Consider the following 21,585-nt stretch of genomic DNA (forward strand, 5'->3'; position numbering starts at 1 on the left):
GGTTTTCAGGAAAATCTGATCTCAATAGAGTGAAAATTGTTCCTTTGACTTTCGCACAGGCGCAACCTAGAACTTTAATATGAATAGACCTTAAAAAAGACAAATGATTACACCAATGCGTGTCTTTGTATTAATTTTTAATGCTCGAACGGAAAATGAGGGGATTCACACGATTCGGGAAGGCAATCGCAATAAAATTCTGATGTTTGAGTCAGAAGACGACGCCACTCGCTTTGCTCTGATGCTGGAAGCTCAGGATTTTCCCGCACCTACACCAGAGCCAATCGATGCTGAGGAAATCAAGGAATTTTGCGAAAGTGCTGGATATGAATGGGAAATCATCCCAGAAAACAGCAATTTAGTTGTCACTCCCCCAGAACTGAATGTCGAAGAAACTGACTGGCAAGCAGACGCCCAGAAGGAGGATACTGTTGAAGACACCTTCCCTCTCAATCAACAGCCACTAGAAGAACCAGAATTGTCTGATTCTGAACTAGAAAAGATGCGTCGCAAATTGGAAGGATTGCTGTAATTAGTCATTAGTCATTAGTCATTGGTCATTGGTCGTTGGTCATTGGTCGCTAATTGACTAATGACAATAGACGTAGGCGGCTTACTGTAGGACAAATGACAGAGGACAAATGACAAACTTGCAGGAACGTGGGCATCTTTTAACCGAGTTGGTAAATCCTAACAGTCTAAACTTAGACCAACTCAGTTCTCTGGAATTAGTGGAGTTGTTTAATAACGAAGACCAAAAGGCAGTCGCAGCAGTTGCAGCGGCGAAAATTCAGCTGGCTGAAGCAATTGAGCGCACCGCAGAGCGTTTGCGCCACGGAGGACGCCTATTTTATATCGGTGCGGGGACAAGTGGCAGGTTAGGAGTGTTAGATGCTGCTGAGTGTCCACCTACTTTTTGTACACCCCCAGAGTTGGTACAGGGGATTATTGCTGGTGGTGCTGGGGCGCTTGTACGTAGTTCCGAAGATTTAGAAGACAGCATCGAAGATGGTGAGGCTGCGATCGCTGGGCGACATATTACCCAGTTAGATGTCGTAGTCGGTATTACCGCTGGTGGAACAACGCCTTATGTCCACGGTGCGCTTCATGCTGCTCGTCAGCGAGGAGCCATTACTATTTTTATCGCCTGTGTTCCGGCTGAACAAGTTAGCTTTGATGCCGATATTGACATTCGGCTATTGACAGGGCCAGAAATCATTGCTGGCTCAACTCGTCTGAAAGCTGGTACAGCTACAAAGTTAGCTTTAAATATTCTTTCTACCGGGGTAATGGTCAAACTAGGCAAAGTTTATGGCAATCGGATGGTGGATGTAGCGGTAACAAATCAAAAGTTACGCGATCGCGCTTTGCGAATTTTGCAAGACCTCACAGGTTTAAGTCGGGAAGCTTCTGGTTTTTTACTAGAACGCAGTGGTAAATGGGTGAAGCTAGCGCTATTAATGCACTGGACTGGTTTAGAAAAAGACGAAGGCGATCGGCTTCTTTCAGAACACCAAAGTAATCTCAGGGAAGCTGTTGTCAGCTATCAAAACCATAAGCAACCTTGAAAAATATTCCTAAATAAATATTCTAAAAAAAGGCGTGCTACTAAGAGAAGTAGCACGCCTTTTTTTAGAAAAATATTCCCTAGAAAACCTGATATTAGCTAGGATAATTAAGAATAGTAAACTTAAATAAATATTTTTAATATTTATTGTCAATCTCAATAACGAAAGTAGAACACTCTAGAGGATGCTAATCTTTTTTAAACAAAAATTCAGAACTTATACGGATATGATTCAGTATGAAAATTCTTAAAATGATATATCAATACTGCTTACATCACAATGAGGACTATGGCAACCCCCTTAAGTCATAAAGATTAGCAGAAAACTAAAGTCTGCCAATAAAACTCTATGCTAGATAAATTATTTCATAGCATAGTTTTGCTATCTTCTCATCTTCCTTGCTTTTAATAATCTTGATTTAGACTGCTACATAACAAATGTATTTGCACTTATTCACATATCTGCTGACCACTATATAGCTAACGTGGGTTTTTTAAGGGTTGGCTTTTTTACAAAAGGAACAAACTATGTCCCATCGGGAACTTATTTCAAATAATCTTGTAAATGAATTTAAAACTTGTACTCAGTTACAATATAATGGCAAATTAAATATTAAGAGTTCAAAGGGCAGCCAATGGACTTTTTACTATCGCCTGGGACGAATAGTTTGGGCAACAGGGGGAACTCATCCCTTCCGACGTTGGCGTAGACATATAGCTCAAAATTGTCCGCAGATTGATGTTGATAAGTTGCAGTTGCGTTTGCAAGACCTATCAAGCGATTACTGGGATTATCGCCTTCTAGAAATCTTGTATAAAAAACAGAAAATCCAGCGAGATCAAATCAACACTATTGTCGATAACACGATAGCAGAACTATTATTTGACCTCGCTCTGCAAGGAAACTTTGCATCTATAAGTTGCAATCGCAGCCAAGAAGTTATCTTAGAAACTCCAATGAGTTTCACGAGTGCAGAAATGTCTGTAAAGCACATGCAAGACTCATGGAAAATTTGGTCAGAAGCTGGTTTAGCAAATTTTTCTCCTGACTTAGCACCAATTCTGCGGCGACCAGAGCAACTTGAGCAGATGGTAAGTCCATCTGTTTACAAAAACTTTGTGAATTTAATCAATGGCAAGTTCACTCTGCGAGATTTAGCCATGAAAATGAAGCAGAGTGTACTACCACTCACGCGTTCCTTGCTTCCCTATATCCTTAAAGGAATCATTGAATTGGTGGAAGTACCTGACTTGCCTTTAGGAATTACTGAAGTCAACAATAACTCTACCACCACACAAGTAAAAAAGCGGATTGCTCCATTAGTGGCTTGCGTTGATGATAGCCCTCAAGTATGTAAAATGCTAGAGGATATTATCACTTCCAATGGATTAAGGTTTGTCAAGATTCAAGATGCTGTACAAGCTCTACCAATTCTCATTCAGGATAAACCAGACTTGATTTTCTTGGATTTAATTATGCCAGTTGCTAGTGGTTACGAAATTTGTACTCAGTTGCGACGAATATCTACCTTTTCCAACACGCCAATAATTATATTAACGGGCAGTGATGGTCTTTTAGATAGAGTTCGTGCCAAAGTAGTTGGTTCTACAGATTTTCTCACCAAACCTGTAGTGGCTGATAAAGTAATGGGTATAGTACGTAAATATTTACCTACACCGACTGTATTCACCGAAAAGAGTAAATCTAATTTAGAGGTTTGTAATTAGGAAGAATTAGAGGCTATTTTTTACTCTGAATTCTTCTGCAAAATTTATAGAGTTTTTCACCTCAGTAAAAATTAAATTATTGAGGTTCAACTATTTTATATTTCAGATTTACTCCAGCAATCAAGTCACTGGCTCTGTTAATTAATTTTAAATTTTTGATTTAAGACTTATTATCGCATTTAGATTCGGTTACTCTCAGGCATTTTAAAATTTGGAATTTCCAATCAAAAATTCCAAATTCGATGATAAAATTTTTTATATTCAAATACATATTAAGTTATGTTTATTACGTACTTTTTCTGAGGTTGATACATAACAGATTGAATCAAAATTAGACAAATACAAATTTTTGTATTTATAGCAGTCCTATTTGATTTGTAAAATATTGGTTAGGGCAAAGGGGTTAGGGCTAGTCTCTAGTCCCTTCCATGTCTTATTTGGGAAATCATTTAGGATTTGAATATCTAATTTGTTTACATTTTGAAAAAAAAATTAACGAGTAATTACCATGAATACTGTTTTAGTTGTTGAAGATGGCTTAACAGATATGGAAATAATCAGCCGTTACTTACAACAGGCAGGTTATTCTGTAATGAGCGCCACTAGCAGTGAAGAGGCTCAAGACAAAATAGATAAAAATAAGCCAGACCTAATATTTCTCGACGTAATTTTACCGGGGAAGAGTGGCTTTGAAATTTGCAGAGAACTGAAAAATAATCCCAACACTAGCAAAATACCTGTGGTTTTTTGCTCTACAAAAAATAGTGATGTAGATAAAATTTGGGGTAATATGTTGGGCGCTGATGGTTATCTATCAAAACCGATTGATCGAGACGAGCTAGTGGTAATTTTAAAGCGATTAATTAATTAGTAAAAATGTCATAAATCAACAATCATTAGAAGTTACTATTTTTCAGATAAAACCTCTATAAGAACAAACAATAACTGTAAATAGTGGCTAAAGATAAATAATAAAGGACATAAGGATCAATAACTTTGGAAACACAGGAAAAGTTTTTAAGTTTTAATTTGGGAGTAAGTGATACAGCCGTAATTTCGTTACAACATATTACAGAAGTTTTGCAAGTGCCATTACCTGAAATATGTGCCGTTCCTCAAATGCCTAGTAGCGTTTTGGGTATTTATAACTGGCGTGGTGAAATGCTTTGGTTAGTGGATTTAGAGGCAATGTTAGGTTATCCTCCAATTTCGGAAGGGCCAAATTTACTTTCAAGAATGATGGCGATTGTTCTGGAAAACAAGGGTAAATATTTGGGCTTATTGGTGCGGCAGCTTATAGATATTGAATGGCTGGATACTAAGGAAATGAAACCCGCAACTTCTGAATTATTTTATCCGAAAATATCACCTTTTTTACATGGATACTTTATTAATGATTCGGAGGACATGATTTTTAATTTAGATGCCACAACTATTATGCAAGCTCCTATCTGGGGGATTCATAATTGAACATTGGGCAATGGTTAATTAGGTAGAGGATTTTGATAATACTTAATCTTTAATTACCAAATACCAAATCATTTTTAGCTGCCACATATCAAATTATTATCCATCACAAGTTTTGAGGTTAATCAAATGACATTCTTGTATAACAGTAGCCAGGAAAATGAGCATCTAATCTCTGAATTAGAAAATCAGAATGGTAACGCTCATATAGCGAATATTGCTAGCAATGAAATAACTTTATTAAATGCGATCGCTCAGGAATTTAAAACTTGGCGGCGACAGTTGAAAGACATCGCAACTCACATGCGCCAAGCGCCAGACCTTGATACACTACTCAAAATCACTGTAGCGCAAATTAGAGAAAAGATTGGCTGCGATCGCGCTTTAATTTATCAGTTTACTTCCCTGGAGTCAGGTAATGTCTTAGCAGAATCCAGAACACTGGGTTGGACACCGACTTTAGGCGAAAATATTCCCGGAATTATTTTTGGCTTATATACCAATCAAGACTATATAGAATCTGTAGTTATTGACGATATCAATCAGATACAACTTACACCTTATCAAAAGCAACTACTAGATAAATTTCAAATTAAAGCTAGTTTGAGTTTGCCGATTTTAGTAGAAGGTAAAGTGTGGGGATTACTGTCAGTAAATAATTGCTACTCAACACGACAGTGGCAAGAAGTAGAAATTAGTCTACTATCTCAAATTACAACAGAACTGACCTACAAATTGCAGAGCTTTGAATTCCAAAAAGAACAGCAACAGCGGATACTAGCAAAAAAATCAGTAGCTAAAGTCATCGACAAAATTCTGCGAGCATCAAATGTCGATAAGCTTTTTCAAACAACTACTCAAGAAGTACGTCAATTACTAAAATGCGATCGCGTCGGTGTCTATCGCTTCAAACCTGACTGGAGTGGCGAGTTTGTCGCTGAGTCAGTAGGTAATGGTTGGGTAAAAATGGTAGGCCCTGATTTTTACATGGTCTGGGAAGATACCCACTTACAAGACACTCAAGGAGGACGTTATGCCAAAGGTGAAACCTTTGTGGCCAATGACATTTATCAAATGGGTCATTCTCAATGTCATATTGACATTTTAGAGCAGTATGAAATGAAGTCTTACGTCATTGCGCCAATATTTTCTGGAGAAAAACTATGGGGTTTGCTGGCAGCTTACCAAAATTCTGGGCCTCGTGATTGGCAACCTTGGGAAGAAAGCTTTGTGACTCAAATTGGACTGCAATTTGGTGTGGCTATCTCACAAGGGGAATATTTGGAACAAGTGCAGACGAAATCTGACCAACTAGCTCAAATAGTTGAACAAGAGAAAGTTTTCACTAAAATAGTCAACCGCATCCGACAATCTTCAGATGTAGAAAGCGTCTTCAAAACAACCACTCAAGAAGTGCGTCAATCACTGCAATGCGATCGCGTCGCTGTCTATCGCTTTAACCCTGATTGGGGTGGCGAATTTGTGGCTGAGTCTGTAGGTACTGGTTGGACAAAACTGGTAGGCCCTGATATTAAAACCGTTTTGGACGATACCTACTTGCAAGAAACTAAGGGAGGTAGGTATGTCAGAGGTGAAAACTTTATCGTTAATAATATCTATGAAGTAGGTTTAGCTCCCTGTCATATTGAGATTTTAGAGCAGTTTGAAGCCAAGGCTTACATGATTGTTCCGATATTCTTCGGGGATAAATTGTGGGGCTTGCTGGCAGCTTATCAAAATTCCAGCACCCGTGAGTGGCAAAGCTGGGAAGTGAACTTTTTGGTTCAGACTAGCTTGCAATTTAGCCTAGCTAAATCACAGATAGATTATTTAGAATTAGTCCGGGTGAAATCCGATAAACTAGCTCAGATAGCGGAACAAGAGAAAGCTATCACCAAGATTAGTAACCGCATTCGGCAATCTCTAGATGTAGAAGAAATCTTCAAAACAACCACTCAAGAAGTAAGACAATTACTGCGGTGCGATCGCGTCGCAGTCTATCGTTTCAAGCCTGACTGGAGTGGAGAATTTGTAGCGGAATCAGCAGGTCATCTTTGGGTAAAATTGGTAGGCCCCGACATCAAAACTGTCTGGGAAGATACCCATTTACAAGAAACTCAGGGAGGTCGATATATCCAGGGTGAAAGCTTTGTTGTAAATGACATCTATCAGGTAGGTCATTCTCCTTGCCACATTGAAATTTTAGAGCAATTTGAAGTTAAAGCTTATGTAATTGTTCCTGTATTTGCTGGGGAACAATTGTGGGGCTTGCTGGCAGCTTATCAAAATTCGGGAACTCGTGATTGGGAAGAATCGGAAGTCACTTTGTTAGCACGTATTGGTAGCCAGTTAGGACTGGCATTACAACACACCGAATATTTGCAACAAGTACAAGCGCAGTCAGCAAAATTAGCAGAAGCAGCAGCGCGGGAAAAGGCAGCTAAGGAGTTACTACAACAACGATCTATTCAACTTCTAACAGCCCTTAGACCCGCTCTCAACGGCGACTTAACGGTACGCGCACCAATTACAGAAGACGAACTAGGAACGATCGCAGATGCTTACAATAATACTCTGCAAGCACTGCGGCAAATCGTTATTCAGGTACAGGGGGCTGCTCAACAAGTTGCCCAAACTTCTAGTAATAGCGACGCTTCACTGGCTGGACTAACCAATCTGGCGCAACAACAATCTGAGGAAATTACCGCAGCTTTAGGTGACATTCAACAGATGGTAGACTCCACTCAAGCTGTGGTGGCGAACGCAGAGTTAGTGCAACTAGCAGTGCAACAAGCAAATCAAACTGTAGAATCTGGCGATACCGCCATGAACCTAACTGTAAAAGCAATCCAAGGAATTCGTGAAACCGTTGCTCAAACCAGCAAAAAGATTAAACGCCTCAGCGAATCTTCGCAAAAAATCTCCAAAGTGGTGAATTTGATTGGTAATTTTGCCACACAGACAAACGTACTGGCTCTGAATGCAGCCATTGAAGCTACACGTGCAGGTGAATATGGCAAAGGCTTTGCTGTCGTAGCTGATGAAGTCCGTTCTTTATCTCGCCAGTCAGCAGCAGCAACCATCGAAATTGAAAAATTAGTCCAGGAAATTCAAGCAGAAACCGGAGAAGTTGCAGTAGCGATGGAAACTGGTATTCAGCAAGTAGTGGAAGGTACGAATCTTGTTAGCGACACTCGCCAGAACTTAAATGCGATCGTTTCTGCAACCGCCGAAATTAGTCAGCTAATCGAGCGCATTACCGCCGCAACTCAAAAACAAATGGCGCAATCTGTAACAGTAACTAAATCAATGCAAGATGTAGCAGAAATTGCTAATAAAACCTTTGCTGAATCTCAAGAAATTGCTACTGTGTTCCAAGATTTATCAGGAATGGCGCAAGAGTTGTTAACAACTGCTAGCAAGTTTAAAGTGAAATGAAAAATAGTTAGGAGTTAGGAGTTAGGAGTTATTAGGTCAAAGCATTAATTATATAAAGCACTATTTTATGAGCAAATGTAAAATGCTTTGACCTTAATTAATTGTAACTTTTTAGTTAAAGAGAGGAGAAGAGTAATTGGCAGAGAGTGTTATTCAACAGAAGAGTTTTAAATTTGCTTTAGAAATTATTCACTTATATATAAAACTGCAAGAGCAACGGGAATATGTGCTTTCTAAGCAATTCTACGAAGTGGGACAAGTATTGGCGCGAATGTTGAAGAGGCTAGCGGTGGTCAGAGTAGAAAGGATTTTTTGGCAAAAATGTATATTGCATACAAAGAAGCTAGGGAAACTAAATACTGGCTACGTCTACTACAACAGTCAAAACTAGTAAATATTGATTTAACCAATGAACTAATCTATGCAGACGAAATCATTCGGATTTTGAGTTCAATAGTCAAGACAACTGAAAAATCAATTAGTTGATCAACTCCCAACTCCTAACTCCCAACTCCTAACTCCTAACTCTAACTCCCCACTCTCTAATTATGATTACAGATAAAGAAATTCGCGAACAAGGATACATCTACTTTCTGGCTGAAGCCCCGGAATTAGTCCAAATTATTGAACAAGAACTATTTAGCTTATCGGAAGGTTATAGCACTGCTAAAATTCACAACTTAATGCGGGCTACTCATACACTTAAAGGTGGTGCTGCTAATGTTGGATTAGAAGTAATTAAGATGATAGCCCATTTTTTAGAAGATGTATTTAAGGCTCTCTATAATCCAAATGTGGTAATTGATGCTGAATTACAAACACTTTTGTTACAAGCTTATGAATGTCTGAGTATAGCATTAAATACTGAGCTAATCGGCAGTACTGTTAATGATGAAGAATTGCTTCATCGAGCAACTTCCGTCTTTGCACAGTTACAAGAAAAATTGGGTGATGCTTTTGGTGCTGAGTCTCATATTCCCACCTCTGAAGAATTGGGATTTGATATTGTGCAGTCAGTTTTTGAAGTGGGAGTAGAGCAACGTCTAAACAGTATTGCTGATGCTGTTAATAATCCACCAAATGATGCCGAATTAATTGAATTTTTAAAATCTCAATCTGAAGTGTTTTTCGGATTGGCAGAATCTCTAAACTTACCTGGTTTAGGAGAAATTTCTCAAACGATTCTGCTGGCTTTGGAAGCAAATCCCATCCAGGTGCAGAAAATTGCAGAAATTGCCCTTGCAGATTTACAACAAGCACAAAAATTAGTATTAGATGGCGATCGCACATCTGGTGGAAAACCTTCTCTAAGTTTACTAAAACTCACAATTGTGGAAAATCATGAGTTATTTGAAGAATTGCAAAATAATTCATCTCCTGGCAGTTTTTTCACCCATGAAGAACAATTTTACCAGTTTATCACTACATCGGATCACAATAAAAATGAATCGGTCAATCCAACAACTGCCAAGTTTTATTTAAAGGTAATTCGCTATATTTTTGGCTGGTTCAATCACCAGATGCAAATACCAGAAGCAGAACTCAGTTTGAATTTACTAGTTCCCACATTAGAAAGAAAAAGTCTACTTAAGTATATCGAAAACTGGCTGAAAAAGTTTCTTGATTTTGTCCAAGATGAAGAAGATAGTCCAAGTCTTTATATTTATAGACGTGGTATCATCTTAATCATTCTATTTGCAGTTGCAAAATTTCAATATTCTCTTAAATCATCTGATACCTATCTCTCAGTAATTAAAATTTTACAAAACCAAATTTATAAATTAGCAAAAGAATATAAAAATTATCCTCCTGTTACTAGCGAAGAGAAAAATTGGCTTGATAGTCCCAGACTACAAACACTCTTAGTTATTAAAGAGATATCTGTATCACCCCAAACAACTGATAACTTCCTAGAAGCAATATGGGGAGAAGAAGTTAACCAAAATATTGCTGCTGAAATCGTGACTTTCCAGACTGATGACGATTTTTCAGAAAAGCTTGATTCATTAACTGTCAGTGAACAGGTAGTTATCAATGTTTCTGAAACAGCTATTGAAGTCATGCCTGATTTAGCTACACAAATCAACAAAGAAATAGAAGATAAATCACAGTACGTTCAAACTAAAAACTTTCGCCAACCTTCATTTATTCGAGTAGATACAGAGAGACTGCAACACCTTAATTATCTAGCAGGAGAATTGCTGATTTACCAAAAACGGCGTGGATTGCAAGATGAACAAGTCAAAGAAATAATTGAGCAATTAATACAGCAACTCACTAGACATCAAATAACTTTAAATGAATTACGCGATTTACCTTTACAAATACAAAATATAAGCTCACAACAAACGCAAAGTTTTGCAGTGGATTTTGACTCTCTAGAAATGGATGTATATACAGAATTTCAGATGACATTGCATGAAGCAATAGAAGAGACATTGCAACTACAAGAAACCACAGAGTCTCTTGACTTGCTGCTGACCCAAGCTGCTCAAATTAGTGACAAACAAGAGAATTTAACTCTTAATATTATAGATAGCTTAGTAGAAGCACGAATGTCACCTTTGGGCAATATCCTGAATCGCTTCCCCCACATGGTAGATAAGTTGGGGAATGTTCATGCCAAACTTGTAGAATTGAAACTTATTGGTAGTGAAGTTCTAGTAGATAAAGCGATCGCAGAAAAGCTGTACGATCCTTTGTTACACTTAGTGCGTAATGCTTTTGACCACGGTATTGAAGCTCCGCAACTTCGTCGAGAGCTTGGTAAAGCAGAACAAGGTTTAATCGAAATCTGCGCCTATCATCAGGGTAGCCAAACTGTTATTGAGGTTCGGGATGATGGTCAGGGATTAAATTTAGACAGAATTCGGAGAAAAGCTGCTGAACTTTATCCCATACAAACTCAAGAAAAAACTAGAGCTTATGCTTCTAATCTGCCTGAATCTGAACTTTTAGATTTGATATTTGCGCCTGGGTTTTCTACTGCTAATAAAGTGAGTGATATTTCTGGGCGCGGTATGGGTTTAGATATTGTGCGTACTCAGATGCACGCACTCAACGGCTCAATTTCAGTTCAATCCTTACCCAATCAAGGAACAATCTTCATACTCAAAATTCCTTTTTCTATGACTACAGAAAAATTAATGCTAGTTCAAGCCAAAGGTGTTGTTTATGCTCTCCTTTTGGACAGTGTAGAAAAAATATTGATTCCCTCCGATCAACAGATTAAAGAAATTGAAGGGAATAAAGTCTTGCATTTGCACACAGACAATGATGAGACTATGGTCAGCCTTCGTCAACTTTCAAAGTTGATTGCTTATAATGGTTCATTCTTTAATAGTGCTACTTCATACAACACATCAAATACTCAAGATCCTAATTTAACGAAGAATCCGGTGCTTTTACTACGACGAAATCAGGGAAAAATTGCTTTAGAAGTTGACCAAATAATTGGTGAACAAGAACTGGTAATTAGACCTTTAGGAAATGCGATCGCACCGCCAAAATATATTTATGGTTGTAGTAGTTTAGCTAATGGTAATCTCATCTTAGTGATTGATGCTTCCTTGCTAGTAAAATATAGCGAGATCCAACAAACAACACTTGATATTAGGGCGCTACCAGTAGCTTCTTCTTCAAATAAAAAAGTCTTGCCGATATCGGGACATATTTTTTCATCTACACCATTACTTACTGCATATACTTCCACAACAACTATAGAAACCCAGCCAAATAAATCTCAAGAGCCAGATAATAAATCACCAAAAGTTGTTTTAGTAGTAGATGACGCAATTAGTCTCCGGCAAACTCTCTCTCTCTCTCTACAAAAAGCTGGCTATCAAGTAATACAAGCTCAAAATGGTGTAGAAGCTCTAGAAAAGTTGCACTTACATCCAGAAATTCAAGTTGTTGTCTCCGATTTAGAGATGCCACGAATGAATGGTTTTGAGTTGTTGAGTAATTTCCGTCAATACCCCAATTTAGGCAAAATACCTGTAGTTATTCTGACTTCTCGTAGTGCGGAAAAACACCGCCAGCTTGCCCAAGAATTGGGTGCAAAAGCTTACTTAACTAAGCCTTATTTAGAGCATGAATTCTTGTCTACAATTAAAAGTTTAATTAATAGCAATACAGATGATTTAAATCATTTGCTCATGGTGACAAATCATTAAAATTAATCTGAATTTTAGTTGAGTGCTATTGGTAAGTTATCTGTGAGAGTTTAAGTTCAGTTATACCACACTGGTGAAAGAAGCATGGTGTAGTTATGTAGTGTATCAATCCTGGGGACGCGATCGCCTTAATTACCAGTTAGATTATTTGGATCTACACCTAGAGAACGTAAATACTGCGCTAACTGTTCAGCCCTTTGCCGTTCTTGTTGTGCCTGTTCTGCATCTGTCAAATAGCGATTTCCTTGCTGATCATACCAACATAAAAACTCCTGTTGTATCCCGGCAATTACAGCTTGGTGTCGCCCAATACCTAACCCTACCTCTGGCATCCAATAGGGTTCACCTATTTGTAGTTGGTAATTTTCATCTATCAACTTATACACTTCAAAGGGTTGATGTTGGTCGCGTCGCCAAAACTCATGGTTATAAATTACGTAGTACAATACACCGAGTTTTCTGTAGATATCTAGCTTCTCGTCATATTCACCGCCTGGGGTATGGGATACCATTTCTAATGTGAATATTGGAACTATCCCATTTTCTTCCCAAACTGCGTAACTTTTGCGTGATTTGCCACCTTTTTTCCGTTCTACTCCCACACTCAAAAAAGCATCTGGTACTACAGGTACTCTGGGATTTACTCCAGTGGTGTGATACACTCCCATATCTACTCCGAAATACCAATCCATACGATTTGCCCAAATGGAGTTAAGTAAAAAGAGTAAAATATTGGGCAAAAAGTTTTGATCTTCGTTATCCACTGGTGTATCATCTGAACAGGGAAGTTCATCAGTAGTTGGTAACGCATTTTTGAGATCAGGTGAGAGCATAACCGTTGTCTCGCTGGCGTTTAATGCTTTTATTATAAATGAGCGAACAAAAGTTTAACGTTTGGGTGTAGCTTCACCAAACTTAATTAAAAGTGCGATCGCAACACTAACAAGCAAAATTAACGTCATACTCAAGGCTGAACCAAATCCCCAATTTTGCGTTGCTCCAAGAAACTGGTTATAAACTAACCGCGCCGCCGTCATACTAGAAGCACCACCGAGTAATTCTGGATCGACAAAATCCCCCAAACCTGTGATGAATACAAGCATGGAAGCAGCTGCAATTCCCGGCAAAATTTGCGGTACAGTTACTTGGAAAAAAGTTTCCACAGGATTTGCACCTAAATCAGCCGCGGCTTCTAGCAACTGCTTGTCTAGCTTTTCGAGAGAAGCATATAAAATCAAAACCATGTATGGTAACAAGCTGTAACTCATCCCAATCAATACAGCTTGACTCTGGTTAAGTAATTGCAAAGTAGGCAAGCCTAAATTGCTGAGTAAACTATTCAATAAACCAGTAGGACGAAGAATTGTAATCCAAGCATAGGAGCGAAGTAAAGAAGAAGTCCACAAAGGCAAGACAAAGCTTAATAACAGCAAATTTCGCCAACGCTGTGGCGCTATCTGAGCAATCCAATAGGCGACGGGGAAGCCCAAAATTAAACAAATTATTGTGGTGCCAAACGCAAAAAATAGCGATCTCCCAATTACTTGCACATAAAGGGAGTCAAATATTCGGATGTAGTTTTTGAATCCGTTGGGATTGACCAAATCTCCCGGTCGAATGTCTGCAACTAAACTTAACTCGAAAATTATCAAAGTTGGCAACACCAACAAAAGCAATAACCAAATGCCAGATGGTGCAAGCAATAACAAGGGTTGGAGCCAATTTCTGACGGGGCGATGCAATTCTTCTATTTTAGAAATCTCATTTTTTTCCAAATTAATCACTCCTAACTTTTAACTCCTAACTCCTAACTGTTTTAACTGCTGGTCAATTGAGTCCAATAACGATCATAAACCTCTTCAAATTCTCCTACAGGAGTAACACGTTCACAATTTTGTAAAAGTGACTCTGGCGGAAACAAATTAACGTTGTTTTGGATTATTTTTGGCAATTGTTCAAATCCAGCGCTATTAGGTGTAGAAATATTTAGACGTTGAGTGATTTGGGCTGCTATTTCTGGTTGCAAAATCATGTTAATCCAAGCATAGGCTCCAGCTTGGTTTGGGGCTGTTTTGGGAATCACAATAGTGTCTGTCCATAATGAAGAACCACTGCGAGGAACCACATATTTGAGTTTAGGGTTTTCTTGAGAGATTTTCACTGCATCTGCTGAATAACACATTGCTAATAGTAAATCTCCTGCCAGAATTTGATTTTGCCAAGCGTCGGTGTCAAAACGTGCGATCGCAGGTTTTAGTTCCTTCAACTTTTCATAAGCTTGTTTGATTTCTTGTTCATTTTTTGAGTTGTAAGAATAACCTAGCATTCTTAACGTCGCACCCATCACCTCTCGAACATCATTGAGCAAGGTCATCCGCTGATTAAGTTGCTCTTGATTTTGCCAAAGATAATCCCAGTCTTGTGGTGGATTTTTGATTTTCTCGGAATTATAAAGTAAACCTGTTGTTCCCCAGTTAAAAGGGATACTGTAGCGGTTATTGGGGTCATAACTAGGATTCTGGAACCGGGGAAATAAATTCTCTAGACCAATTAAGCGATCGTGATTTATTTCTGTTAGCAAACCTTTGTCTACCATCTTCTGCACCATGTAATCAGATGGGTTGATGATGCTGTAAGTGCCACCGCCTCCAGCTTGCAACTTAGCTAGCATGACATCATTGGAATCATATACATCCGCTAGCACTTTTATGCCAGTTTGGGTGCTAAAATTTTTCAGTAATTGATTGTCAGTATATTGCGTCCAGGTAAAGATATAAAGTTGGTCACGCTGACCATTAGTATTAGAATTAGCACGTACTTCAGCTAGCCTCCAGCCACAACCAGCTAAAGATAAGCCAGAAAGCGCTGCCACCCCTTTTAAAAATTGGCGTCTGTTAGTCATGAAGTTAATAGTTAATCATCTTCTGTGTTGTTGCCGATTGATTTTAGATAGGCCTTTAATTGGAGTGCTCATAGCTAGTTTAAACATTAACTTAAGTGTATCTACTTGTGCAACTGTTAATAAGTTACGGTTATCGGCTAGTTTAAGGCACGATTTTTAATCTATTTAATCAAGCTTGAGCTATAAAAGACCTGCCTTGAAAATAGGGATTGGGGATTGGGGACTGGAAAAGAAATATTTTCATTCCTTCGTTGTGTTCGCGTAGCGTGCGCTTTGCGCTCACCGTGTTCATGGAGTCTCTTGCAAAAGTCCCTAACACCCCACCTCGCTTGCGGGGAACTCGGGAAGCGCGAAAGATTCATCCTGACCAGATTATTACGACTTGATGATGCCAGAGATGGATGGCTACGAGATGCTGCGACAGATTCCTGAGTTGCAGAATATTCCAGCGCAGCGATCGCTTCTTCAGCTAGTATTCTCAAACATTGCCTCAAAACTTCAGAAACTCGCCCAGACCAGAAATTAAATTTATCAAAAAATATAGTCAGCTTTTTAAGCATTTATTTACCACTAAAACTGTTGTAAAAATAACAGGATTAGGATTAGCGATCGCTCGTCAAATTGTCGAATCAACCCACGGCGGAAAATTGAGTTTTAACTCAGCTATGGGTCTAAGTACTGAATTTATCATTTAAATCCCAGTATAAGTTTTGTATTTAATGTTAAACACGCTTCAGATATCTGGGAATACTAAACCTGGAAATCTTAAGGATTTAGCAGTATATATGGTTAGCACTCTTGTCAATATTCCCGGATATCGCATCAGCGAAGAACTCTACAATGGTTCGAGAACCGTAGTTTATCGAGGGTATCGAGAGGCTGACTCATTACCTGTAGCCATTAAACTGCTGAAAAATCCATATCCAGATTTTAACGAACTCTTGTCGTTTCGGAATCAGTACACCATTACCAAGAATCTCAACTCTCCTCTGATTGTCCAAACCTACAGCCTCCAAGCATACCAAAATGGCTATGCGCTGGTGATGGAAGACTTTGGGGGGATTTCTCTCAAGGATTGGGAAGTTAAGGGAAGGGGGCAATCTCTACAGGAGTTTTTAGAAATTGCGATCGCACTCTGCAATATCTTAGATGTACTCTACCGAGAGCGGATTATTCATAAAGATATCAAACCCGCCAATATTTTAATTAATCCCGAAACCAAAAAAATTAAATTAATCGACTTTAGTATTGCATCTTTACTCCCACGAGAAACACAAACTTTGATAAATCCTAATGGATTAGAAGGGACACTCGCTTATATTTCCCCGGAACAAACTGGTCGAATGAATCGGGGGATTGACTATCGAAGTGACTTTTATTCTTTGGGAGTAACTTTATACGAATTACTGGCAGGAAAGTTACCTTTTGAATCCAAAGAGCCGATGGAGTTAGTCCATTGTCATATTGCCAAAAATCCACCGAATTTAAGTGAAATAAAGGAGATAAAAATTCCGCAAGTTTTGTGCGATATCGTGATGAAACTGATGGCGAAAAATGCGGAAGACAGATATCAAAGTGCCTTGGGACTGAAATTGGATTTAGAAAAATGTTTATATCAGTTACAAGTTTCTGGTGAAATTCAAAGTTTTGAGATCGCACAACGGGATGTATGCGATCGCTTCATCATCCCCGACAAACTCTACGGACGAGAAACAGAAGCAGAAACTTTACTGCAAGCATTTGAGAGAGTCAGTCTTGGTGCAACAGAAATGATGCTGGTCGCAGGTTTTTCGGGTATTGGGAAAACCGCCGTTGTCAACGAAGTTCATAAACCAATTGTTAGGCAACGCGGTTATTTTATCAAAGGGAAATATGACCAATTTCAACGCAATATTCCCTTCTCTGCATTTGTGCAAGCATTCCGGGATTTAATGGGGCAATTGTTAACCGAAAGTGATGTCCAACTAGAGCAATGGAAAAATCAAATATTAGAAACTGTTGGAGAGAATGGTCAGGTAATTATTGAAGTCATTCCCGAATTAGAAAAAATCATTGGTGAACAACCACCAGCAGTAGAATTATCAGGAACAGCAGCCCAAAATCGCTTTAATTTATTGTTTCAAAAATTCACCCAAGTCTTTACTAGCGCCGAACATCCATTAGTGATGTTTTTAGATGATTTACAATGGGCTGATTCAGCATCATTAAAGTTGATGCAGCTATTAATGGCTGATACAGGTCATCTTTTCATCATTGGTGCTTATCGGGATAACGAAGTCAATCCAGCCCATCCATTAATGCTGGCTTTGAGTGAAATCCAAAAAAAACAAGCAGTCATTAATACTATTACTTTAACACCCCTGAGTCAATCCCAAATCAATCAATTAGTCGCTGATACCCTAAAAAGTACAGAAAATTTGGCATTACCCCTTTCACAATTAGTCTATCAAAAAACTAAAGGCAACCCATTTTTTGCCACCCAATTTCTCAAAGCCCTACACGAAGAAAATCTCATTCAATTTAACTTGGAGTTAGGCTGTTGGCAATGCGATCTGTCCAAAATTAATCAACAAGCCTTGACCGATGATGTCGTAGAATTTATGGCGTTGCAGTTAGAGAAGTTACCCTTAGCAACCCAGAATATTCTGAAGTTAGCTGCTTGTATTGGCAATCAGTTCGATCTAACAACATTAGCAATTGTTTCAGAACACTCAGAAGTAGAAACCGCAGCCAATTTCTGGAAAGCATTGCAAGAAGGATTGATTTTACCGATCGGTGATGTTTATAAGTTTTATCAACAAGAGTCATTAGTCATTAGTCATCTGTCATTAGTAGATAGTCAAAAACAAATGACCAATGACAATGGACAAATGACAGTTTCTTATAAATTTTTGCACGATCGCGTTCAACAAGCAGCCTATTCCCTAATTCCTGATGACCAAAAACAAACGACTCATTACCAAATCGGACAACTCCTTCTACAACAGATTTCCGCACAAGCTAGAGTTGACCGGATTTTTGAAATCGTCAATCAATTAAATCACGGAACTGCTTTAATTACCCAACCAACTCAACGAGAAGAATTAGCTGGACTCAATTTAATTGCCTGTCGCAAAGCTAAAACTTCAACCGCCTATCAAGCAGCGCGTGAATATGCGACAGTGGGATTGTCTTTGTTGGCAGAAAATACTTGGCAGCAGCAGTATGAAATGACCCTCGCCTTATATGAATTAGCTGCGGAAGTAGCAATGCTAAACGGTAACTTTGAGGCGATGGAACAGTTCATTGATATTGTGATTCAACAGGCACGCTCCTTACCTGAAAAAGTCAATGTTTACTGTATTAGAATTCAATCTCATATTTCCCAAAGTAAACTGACATCAGCGATCGCGATCGGCCAACAAGTCTTACAACAGCTTGGCGTTACCTTTCCTGAAACACCCGCACCATCAGATATTCAACAAGAAATCCAAGAGATTGAGGAACTCATTGGAGATAGGGAAATCGCTGATTTGCTTCACTTGCCTGAAATGACCGATGCAGAAAAACTCGGTACTCTTCAAATTGTCAATATCATCAGCCCGGCAGCTTACCTCACTGGCTCTGCGCTGTACCCATTGCTGAATAGTTTGTCCGTTAAACTATCAATTCAGTACGGTAACACATCGACTTCTGCTTTCGGCTATGCGAACTATGCCAATATTCTCTGCAATTTCTTCCAAGTCGTAGATACAGGATCGCAGTTTGCTTCCCTGGCACTCCAGATTATTTCAAAACTCGATGCCAAAGCAAGTAAAACAGATGTTTTGATGATCTTGGGGTTATTTGTTGTACACCGCAAATCTCACATTCAAGAAACACTACCCCTCTTGCAAGAAGGTTACACCACTGCCGTAGAATTTGGGAACTTGGTACTTGCTGGGTACAATGGCCACAGTTTTTGTCTCAATTCTTTTTGGTGTGGTCAATCCTTGGCTACCTTAGAGCAGGATATTTGCGCCTACTGCCATAGTTTGATGCAATTAAATCAATTGACAACCGCAAATTATAGCCGGATCTATTGGCAACCTGTTTTAAATCTGCTAGGTCTTGCAGAACATACCACCCTTTTGTCTGGGAAAGCCCTTGAAGAAACGGAATTTCTCCAGCAGCTAGAGTCTGCCAAAGATGGATATGGATTGTATATTTTCCATTTGTATAAACTAATGCTTTGTTTCTTGTTTGGAGAAATTGAGCCAGCGAAAAATCATGCTATTGAAGTCAGGCACTATTTTATGGCTGGTGCGGGATTAGTCACCGAACCAGTATTTTATCTTTATGATTCTCTGCTAACTTTGGCACAATTAAATCCACAGTTAGATGAAACATCAGAAGCATTGCAGAGTGTAATAGAAAACCAAACCAAGTTACAGCAATGGGCGGATCATGCACCCATGAATTATCAACATAAAGTTGATTTGGTAGAGGCAGAAAAATGTCGAGTGTTAGGACAAAAAGCCGAAGCAATTGAGTTTTACGACAAGGCGATAACTCTAGCCAAAGCCAACGAATATACCCAAGAAGAAGCACTTGCTAACGAACTGGCAGCAAAATTCTACCTAGATTGGGGCAAAGAGCGCATAGCCGGAGAATACATGATTGCAGCCTACTATGCCTACGCTCGTTGGGGTGCAAAAGCCAAAGTAGCTGACCTAGAAGCTGGCTATCCGCAACTACTTAGACCTATATTAGAGCAAACCCGTTCTCCTTTCTCCACTCAGGAGACTCTGTTCACATTGGGTAGTGTCACCTCCACCAGTTCGGCCATATCCAGTAGTAATGTTTCTTTGGTTTTAGATTTAGCTACTATTCTCAAAGCTTCTCATACTATTTCCGCTGAAATCGAACTGGAAAATCTACTTTCATCGTTACTTTCGATCGTCATCGAAAATGCGGGGGCTGATAAATGCGTGTTCATGCTCTTGCGAGACTCGCGCCTGTTAATCAAAGGGTCAATTACCACAGGTTCAAAGGCAGTTGTCTTGCAGCGTATTCCCATTGAAGATAGCCAGGACATTCCCCACAGAGTGATTTACAAAGTCTTGCATGACAAGCAAACTGCTGTGCTGGTGAATGCAAGTGCCGATCGCACCTTAGCCAATGACCCCTATATCATCCGTCAGCAGCCCAAAAGTATCTTGTGCAGCCCGATTTTGCATCAAGGTAAGTTGGTAGGCATTTTATATCTAGAAAATAATCTAGCAACGGGGGCGTTTACAAGCGATCGCGTCGAACTGCTCAACTTACTCTGCGCTCAAGCCGCGATTTCTTTGGAAAATGCTCGACTTTATGAGCGATCGCAGCAATATGCCCAAGAATTAGAACAGGCATTACGCAACTTGCAAAACGCCCAATTACAAATTGTTCAAAGTGAAAAAATGTCTGCGTTGGGTAACTTAGTTGCTGGTGTAGCTCACGAAATGAATAATCCTCTCGGTTTTATTGCTGCTAGTATCAAACAAGCCAAACCTACCCTGGCTGATATTGTTAAACATTTGAAACTCTATCAAGAAAATCTACCAAATCCAGTCGATGAAATTATAGACCATGCTGAAGAAATCGACTTGGATTATACCTTAGAAGACTTGCCCAAGATGATTGATTCCATGTCTATGGCGTGCGATCGCCTCAAAAACATCAGCACCAGTTTAAGAACTTTCTCTCGTGCCGATCAAGACTACAAAGTGCCATTTAACATTCACGAAGGTATTGATAGCACAATTTTAATTTTGAAACATCGTCTCAAGGCTAACGAACAACGTCCCGCTATTAAAGTTGTTACAAATTATGGTAATTTACCTCAAATTGAATGTTTCCCTGGTCAATTAAATCAGGTATTCATGAATCTGATTGCAAATGCCATTGATGCCCTAGATGAATCTAATTATGGGCAAAGCTTTGAAGAAGTTAATGCCAATCCTAACCGCATTAACATTACAACCTCAGTTGAAACTAATCTAGTTAAAATTGCTATTGCGGATAATGCCAAGGGAATGAGTGAACAAGTCAAATCAAAAATATTTGACCATTTATTTACTACAAAAGCTGTCGGTAAAGGAACAGGATTGGGACTCGCGATCGCGCGTCAAATTGTTGAAGAAACCCACGGCGGAAAATTGAGTTTTAACTCGGTTATGGGTGAAGGTACAGAATTTATCATTGAAATTCCGGTGTAAATTTTTGCTCTTGTTTATAAACAACTTTATATATAGGACTCATATTTGATTTCTGAAAAAACTCAGTACAATTAAGAAGCCTTCTTGACTGTT

12 protein-coding genes and 1 pseudogene are annotated in these 21,585 nt (G+C 39.0%); 10 read left to right on the plus strand and 3 right to left on the minus strand.

What is annotated here, in order from left to right:
* The first annotated feature begins 103 nt into the window (after positions 1-103).
* From ACWATR_RS19475 to ACWATR_RS19510, 8 genes are all read left to right on the plus strand, one after another.
* Positions 104-532: a DUF3110 domain-containing protein gene (locus tag ACWATR_RS19475; RefSeq protein ID WP_435027334.1), complete on the plus strand. Its 429-nt coding sequence runs from the start codon at positions 104-106 to the stop codon at positions 530-532.
* Positions 533-641: 109 nt separating this feature from the next.
* On the plus strand, positions 642-1,568 hold the full coding sequence (gene murQ / locus ACWATR_RS19480) for an N-acetylmuramic acid 6-phosphate etherase (protein ID WP_069074893.1): 927 nt from the start codon (positions 642-644) through the stop codon (positions 1,566-1,568).
* 527 nt (positions 1,569-2,095) lie between these two features.
* Positions 2,096-3,295: a response regulator gene (locus ACWATR_RS19485; protein WP_460335849.1), complete on the plus strand. Its 1,200-nt coding sequence runs from the start codon at positions 2,096-2,098 to the stop codon at positions 3,293-3,295.
* 508 nt (positions 3,296-3,803) lie between these two features.
* A complete protein-coding gene (locus ACWATR_RS19490) occupies positions 3,804-4,166 on the plus strand; it encodes a response regulator transcription factor (RefSeq protein WP_460335852.1) in 363 nt (120 codons plus the stop codon).
* 125 nt (positions 4,167-4,291) lie between these two features.
* Positions 4,292-4,765, plus strand: coding sequence for a chemotaxis protein CheW (locus tag ACWATR_RS19495; protein ID WP_460335855.1), 474 nt, complete (start codon positions 4,292-4,294; stop codon positions 4,763-4,765).
* Positions 4,766-4,891: 126 nt separating this feature from the next.
* A complete protein-coding gene (locus ACWATR_RS19500; RefSeq protein ID WP_460335858.1) occupies positions 4,892-8,200 on the plus strand; it encodes a GAF domain-containing protein in 3,309 nt (1,102 codons plus the stop codon).
* Between the two features lie 261 nt (positions 8,201-8,461).
* Positions 8,462-8,686, plus strand: a complete 225-nt coding sequence (locus ACWATR_RS19505) for a four helix bundle protein (protein WP_460340529.1) — start codon at positions 8,462-8,464, stop codon at positions 8,684-8,686.
* 62 nt (positions 8,687-8,748) lie between these two features.
* Positions 8,749-12,375: a hybrid sensor histidine kinase/response regulator gene (locus tag ACWATR_RS19510; protein ID WP_460335861.1), complete on the plus strand. Its 3,627-nt coding sequence runs from the start codon at positions 8,749-8,751 to the stop codon at positions 12,373-12,375.
* Between the two features lie 128 nt (positions 12,376-12,503).
* On the opposite strand, the gene ACWATR_RS19515 is transcribed toward ACWATR_RS19510, so the two are convergent.
* The 3 genes from ACWATR_RS19515 to ACWATR_RS19525 are packed head-to-tail and all read right to left on the minus strand — an operon-like array spanning position 12,504 to position 15,277.
* The gene (locus tag ACWATR_RS19515) at positions 12,504-13,208 is read right to left on the minus strand and encodes a Uma2 family endonuclease (protein ID WP_460335864.1); all 705 of its coding nucleotides are present in this window, start codon (positions 13,206-13,208) and stop codon (positions 12,504-12,506) included.
* A gap of 54 nt (positions 13,209-13,262) precedes the next feature.
* Positions 13,263-14,156, minus strand: a complete 894-nt coding sequence (locus tag ACWATR_RS19520) for an ABC transporter permease (RefSeq protein WP_460340532.1) — start codon at positions 14,154-14,156, stop codon at positions 13,263-13,265.
* A gap of 35 nt (positions 14,157-14,191) precedes the next feature.
* Entirely contained in the window at positions 14,192-15,277 is a 1,086-nt protein-coding gene (locus tag ACWATR_RS19525) for an ABC transporter substrate-binding protein (RefSeq protein ID WP_460335868.1), read from the minus strand.
* A 545-nt stretch (positions 15,278-15,822) separates the two neighbouring features.
* On the opposite strand from ACWATR_RS19525, the pseudogene ACWATR_RS19530 reads away from it, so the two are divergent.
* Both ACWATR_RS19530 and ACWATR_RS19535 read left to right on the plus strand, forming a co-directional pair.
* Positions 15,823-15,972 (plus strand): annotated as a pseudogene (locus tag ACWATR_RS19530) (ATP-binding protein); the annotation flags it as partial.
* A 90-nt stretch (positions 15,973-16,062) separates the two neighbouring features.
* A complete protein-coding gene (locus ACWATR_RS19535) occupies positions 16,063-21,492 on the plus strand; it encodes a trifunctional serine/threonine-protein kinase/ATP-binding protein/sensor histidine kinase (protein WP_460340535.1) in 5,430 nt (1,809 codons plus the stop codon).
* The last annotated feature ends 93 nt before the right edge of the window (positions 21,493-21,585 follow it).

It is taken from the genome of Nostoc sp. UIC 10890, from assembly GCF_054786515.1.

Excerpts from the sequence above, each read along its gene's own strand:
- ACWATR_RS19525 (WP_460335868.1), bottom strand. The coding sequence starts at position 15,277 with ATGACTAACAGACGCCAATTTTTAAAAGGGGTGGCAGCGCTTTCTGGC.
- ACWATR_RS19500 (WP_460335858.1), top strand. The coding sequence starts at position 4,892 with ATGACATTCTTGTATAACAGTAGCCAGGAAAATGAGCATCTAATCTCT.
- ACWATR_RS19535 (WP_460340535.1), top strand. The coding sequence starts at position 16,063 with ATGGTTAGCACTCTTGTCAATATTCCCGGATATCGCATCAGCGAAGAA.
- ACWATR_RS19475 (WP_435027334.1), top strand. The coding sequence starts at position 104 with ATGATTACACCAATGCGTGTCTTTGTATTAATTTTTAATGCTCGAACG.
- ACWATR_RS19510 (WP_460335861.1), top strand. The coding sequence starts at position 8,749 with ATGATTACAGATAAAGAAATTCGCGAACAAGGATACATCTACTTTCTG.
- murQ (WP_069074893.1), top strand. The coding sequence starts at position 642 with ATGACAAACTTGCAGGAACGTGGGCATCTTTTAACCGAGTTGGTAAAT.
- ACWATR_RS19490 (WP_460335852.1), top strand. The coding sequence starts at position 3,804 with ATGAATACTGTTTTAGTTGTTGAAGATGGCTTAACAGATATGGAAATA.
- ACWATR_RS19485 (WP_460335849.1), top strand. The coding sequence starts at position 2,096 with ATGTCCCATCGGGAACTTATTTCAAATAATCTTGTAAATGAATTTAAA.
- ACWATR_RS19515 (WP_460335864.1), bottom strand. The coding sequence starts at position 13,208 with ATGCTCTCACCTGATCTCAAAAATGCGTTACCAACTACTGATGAACTT.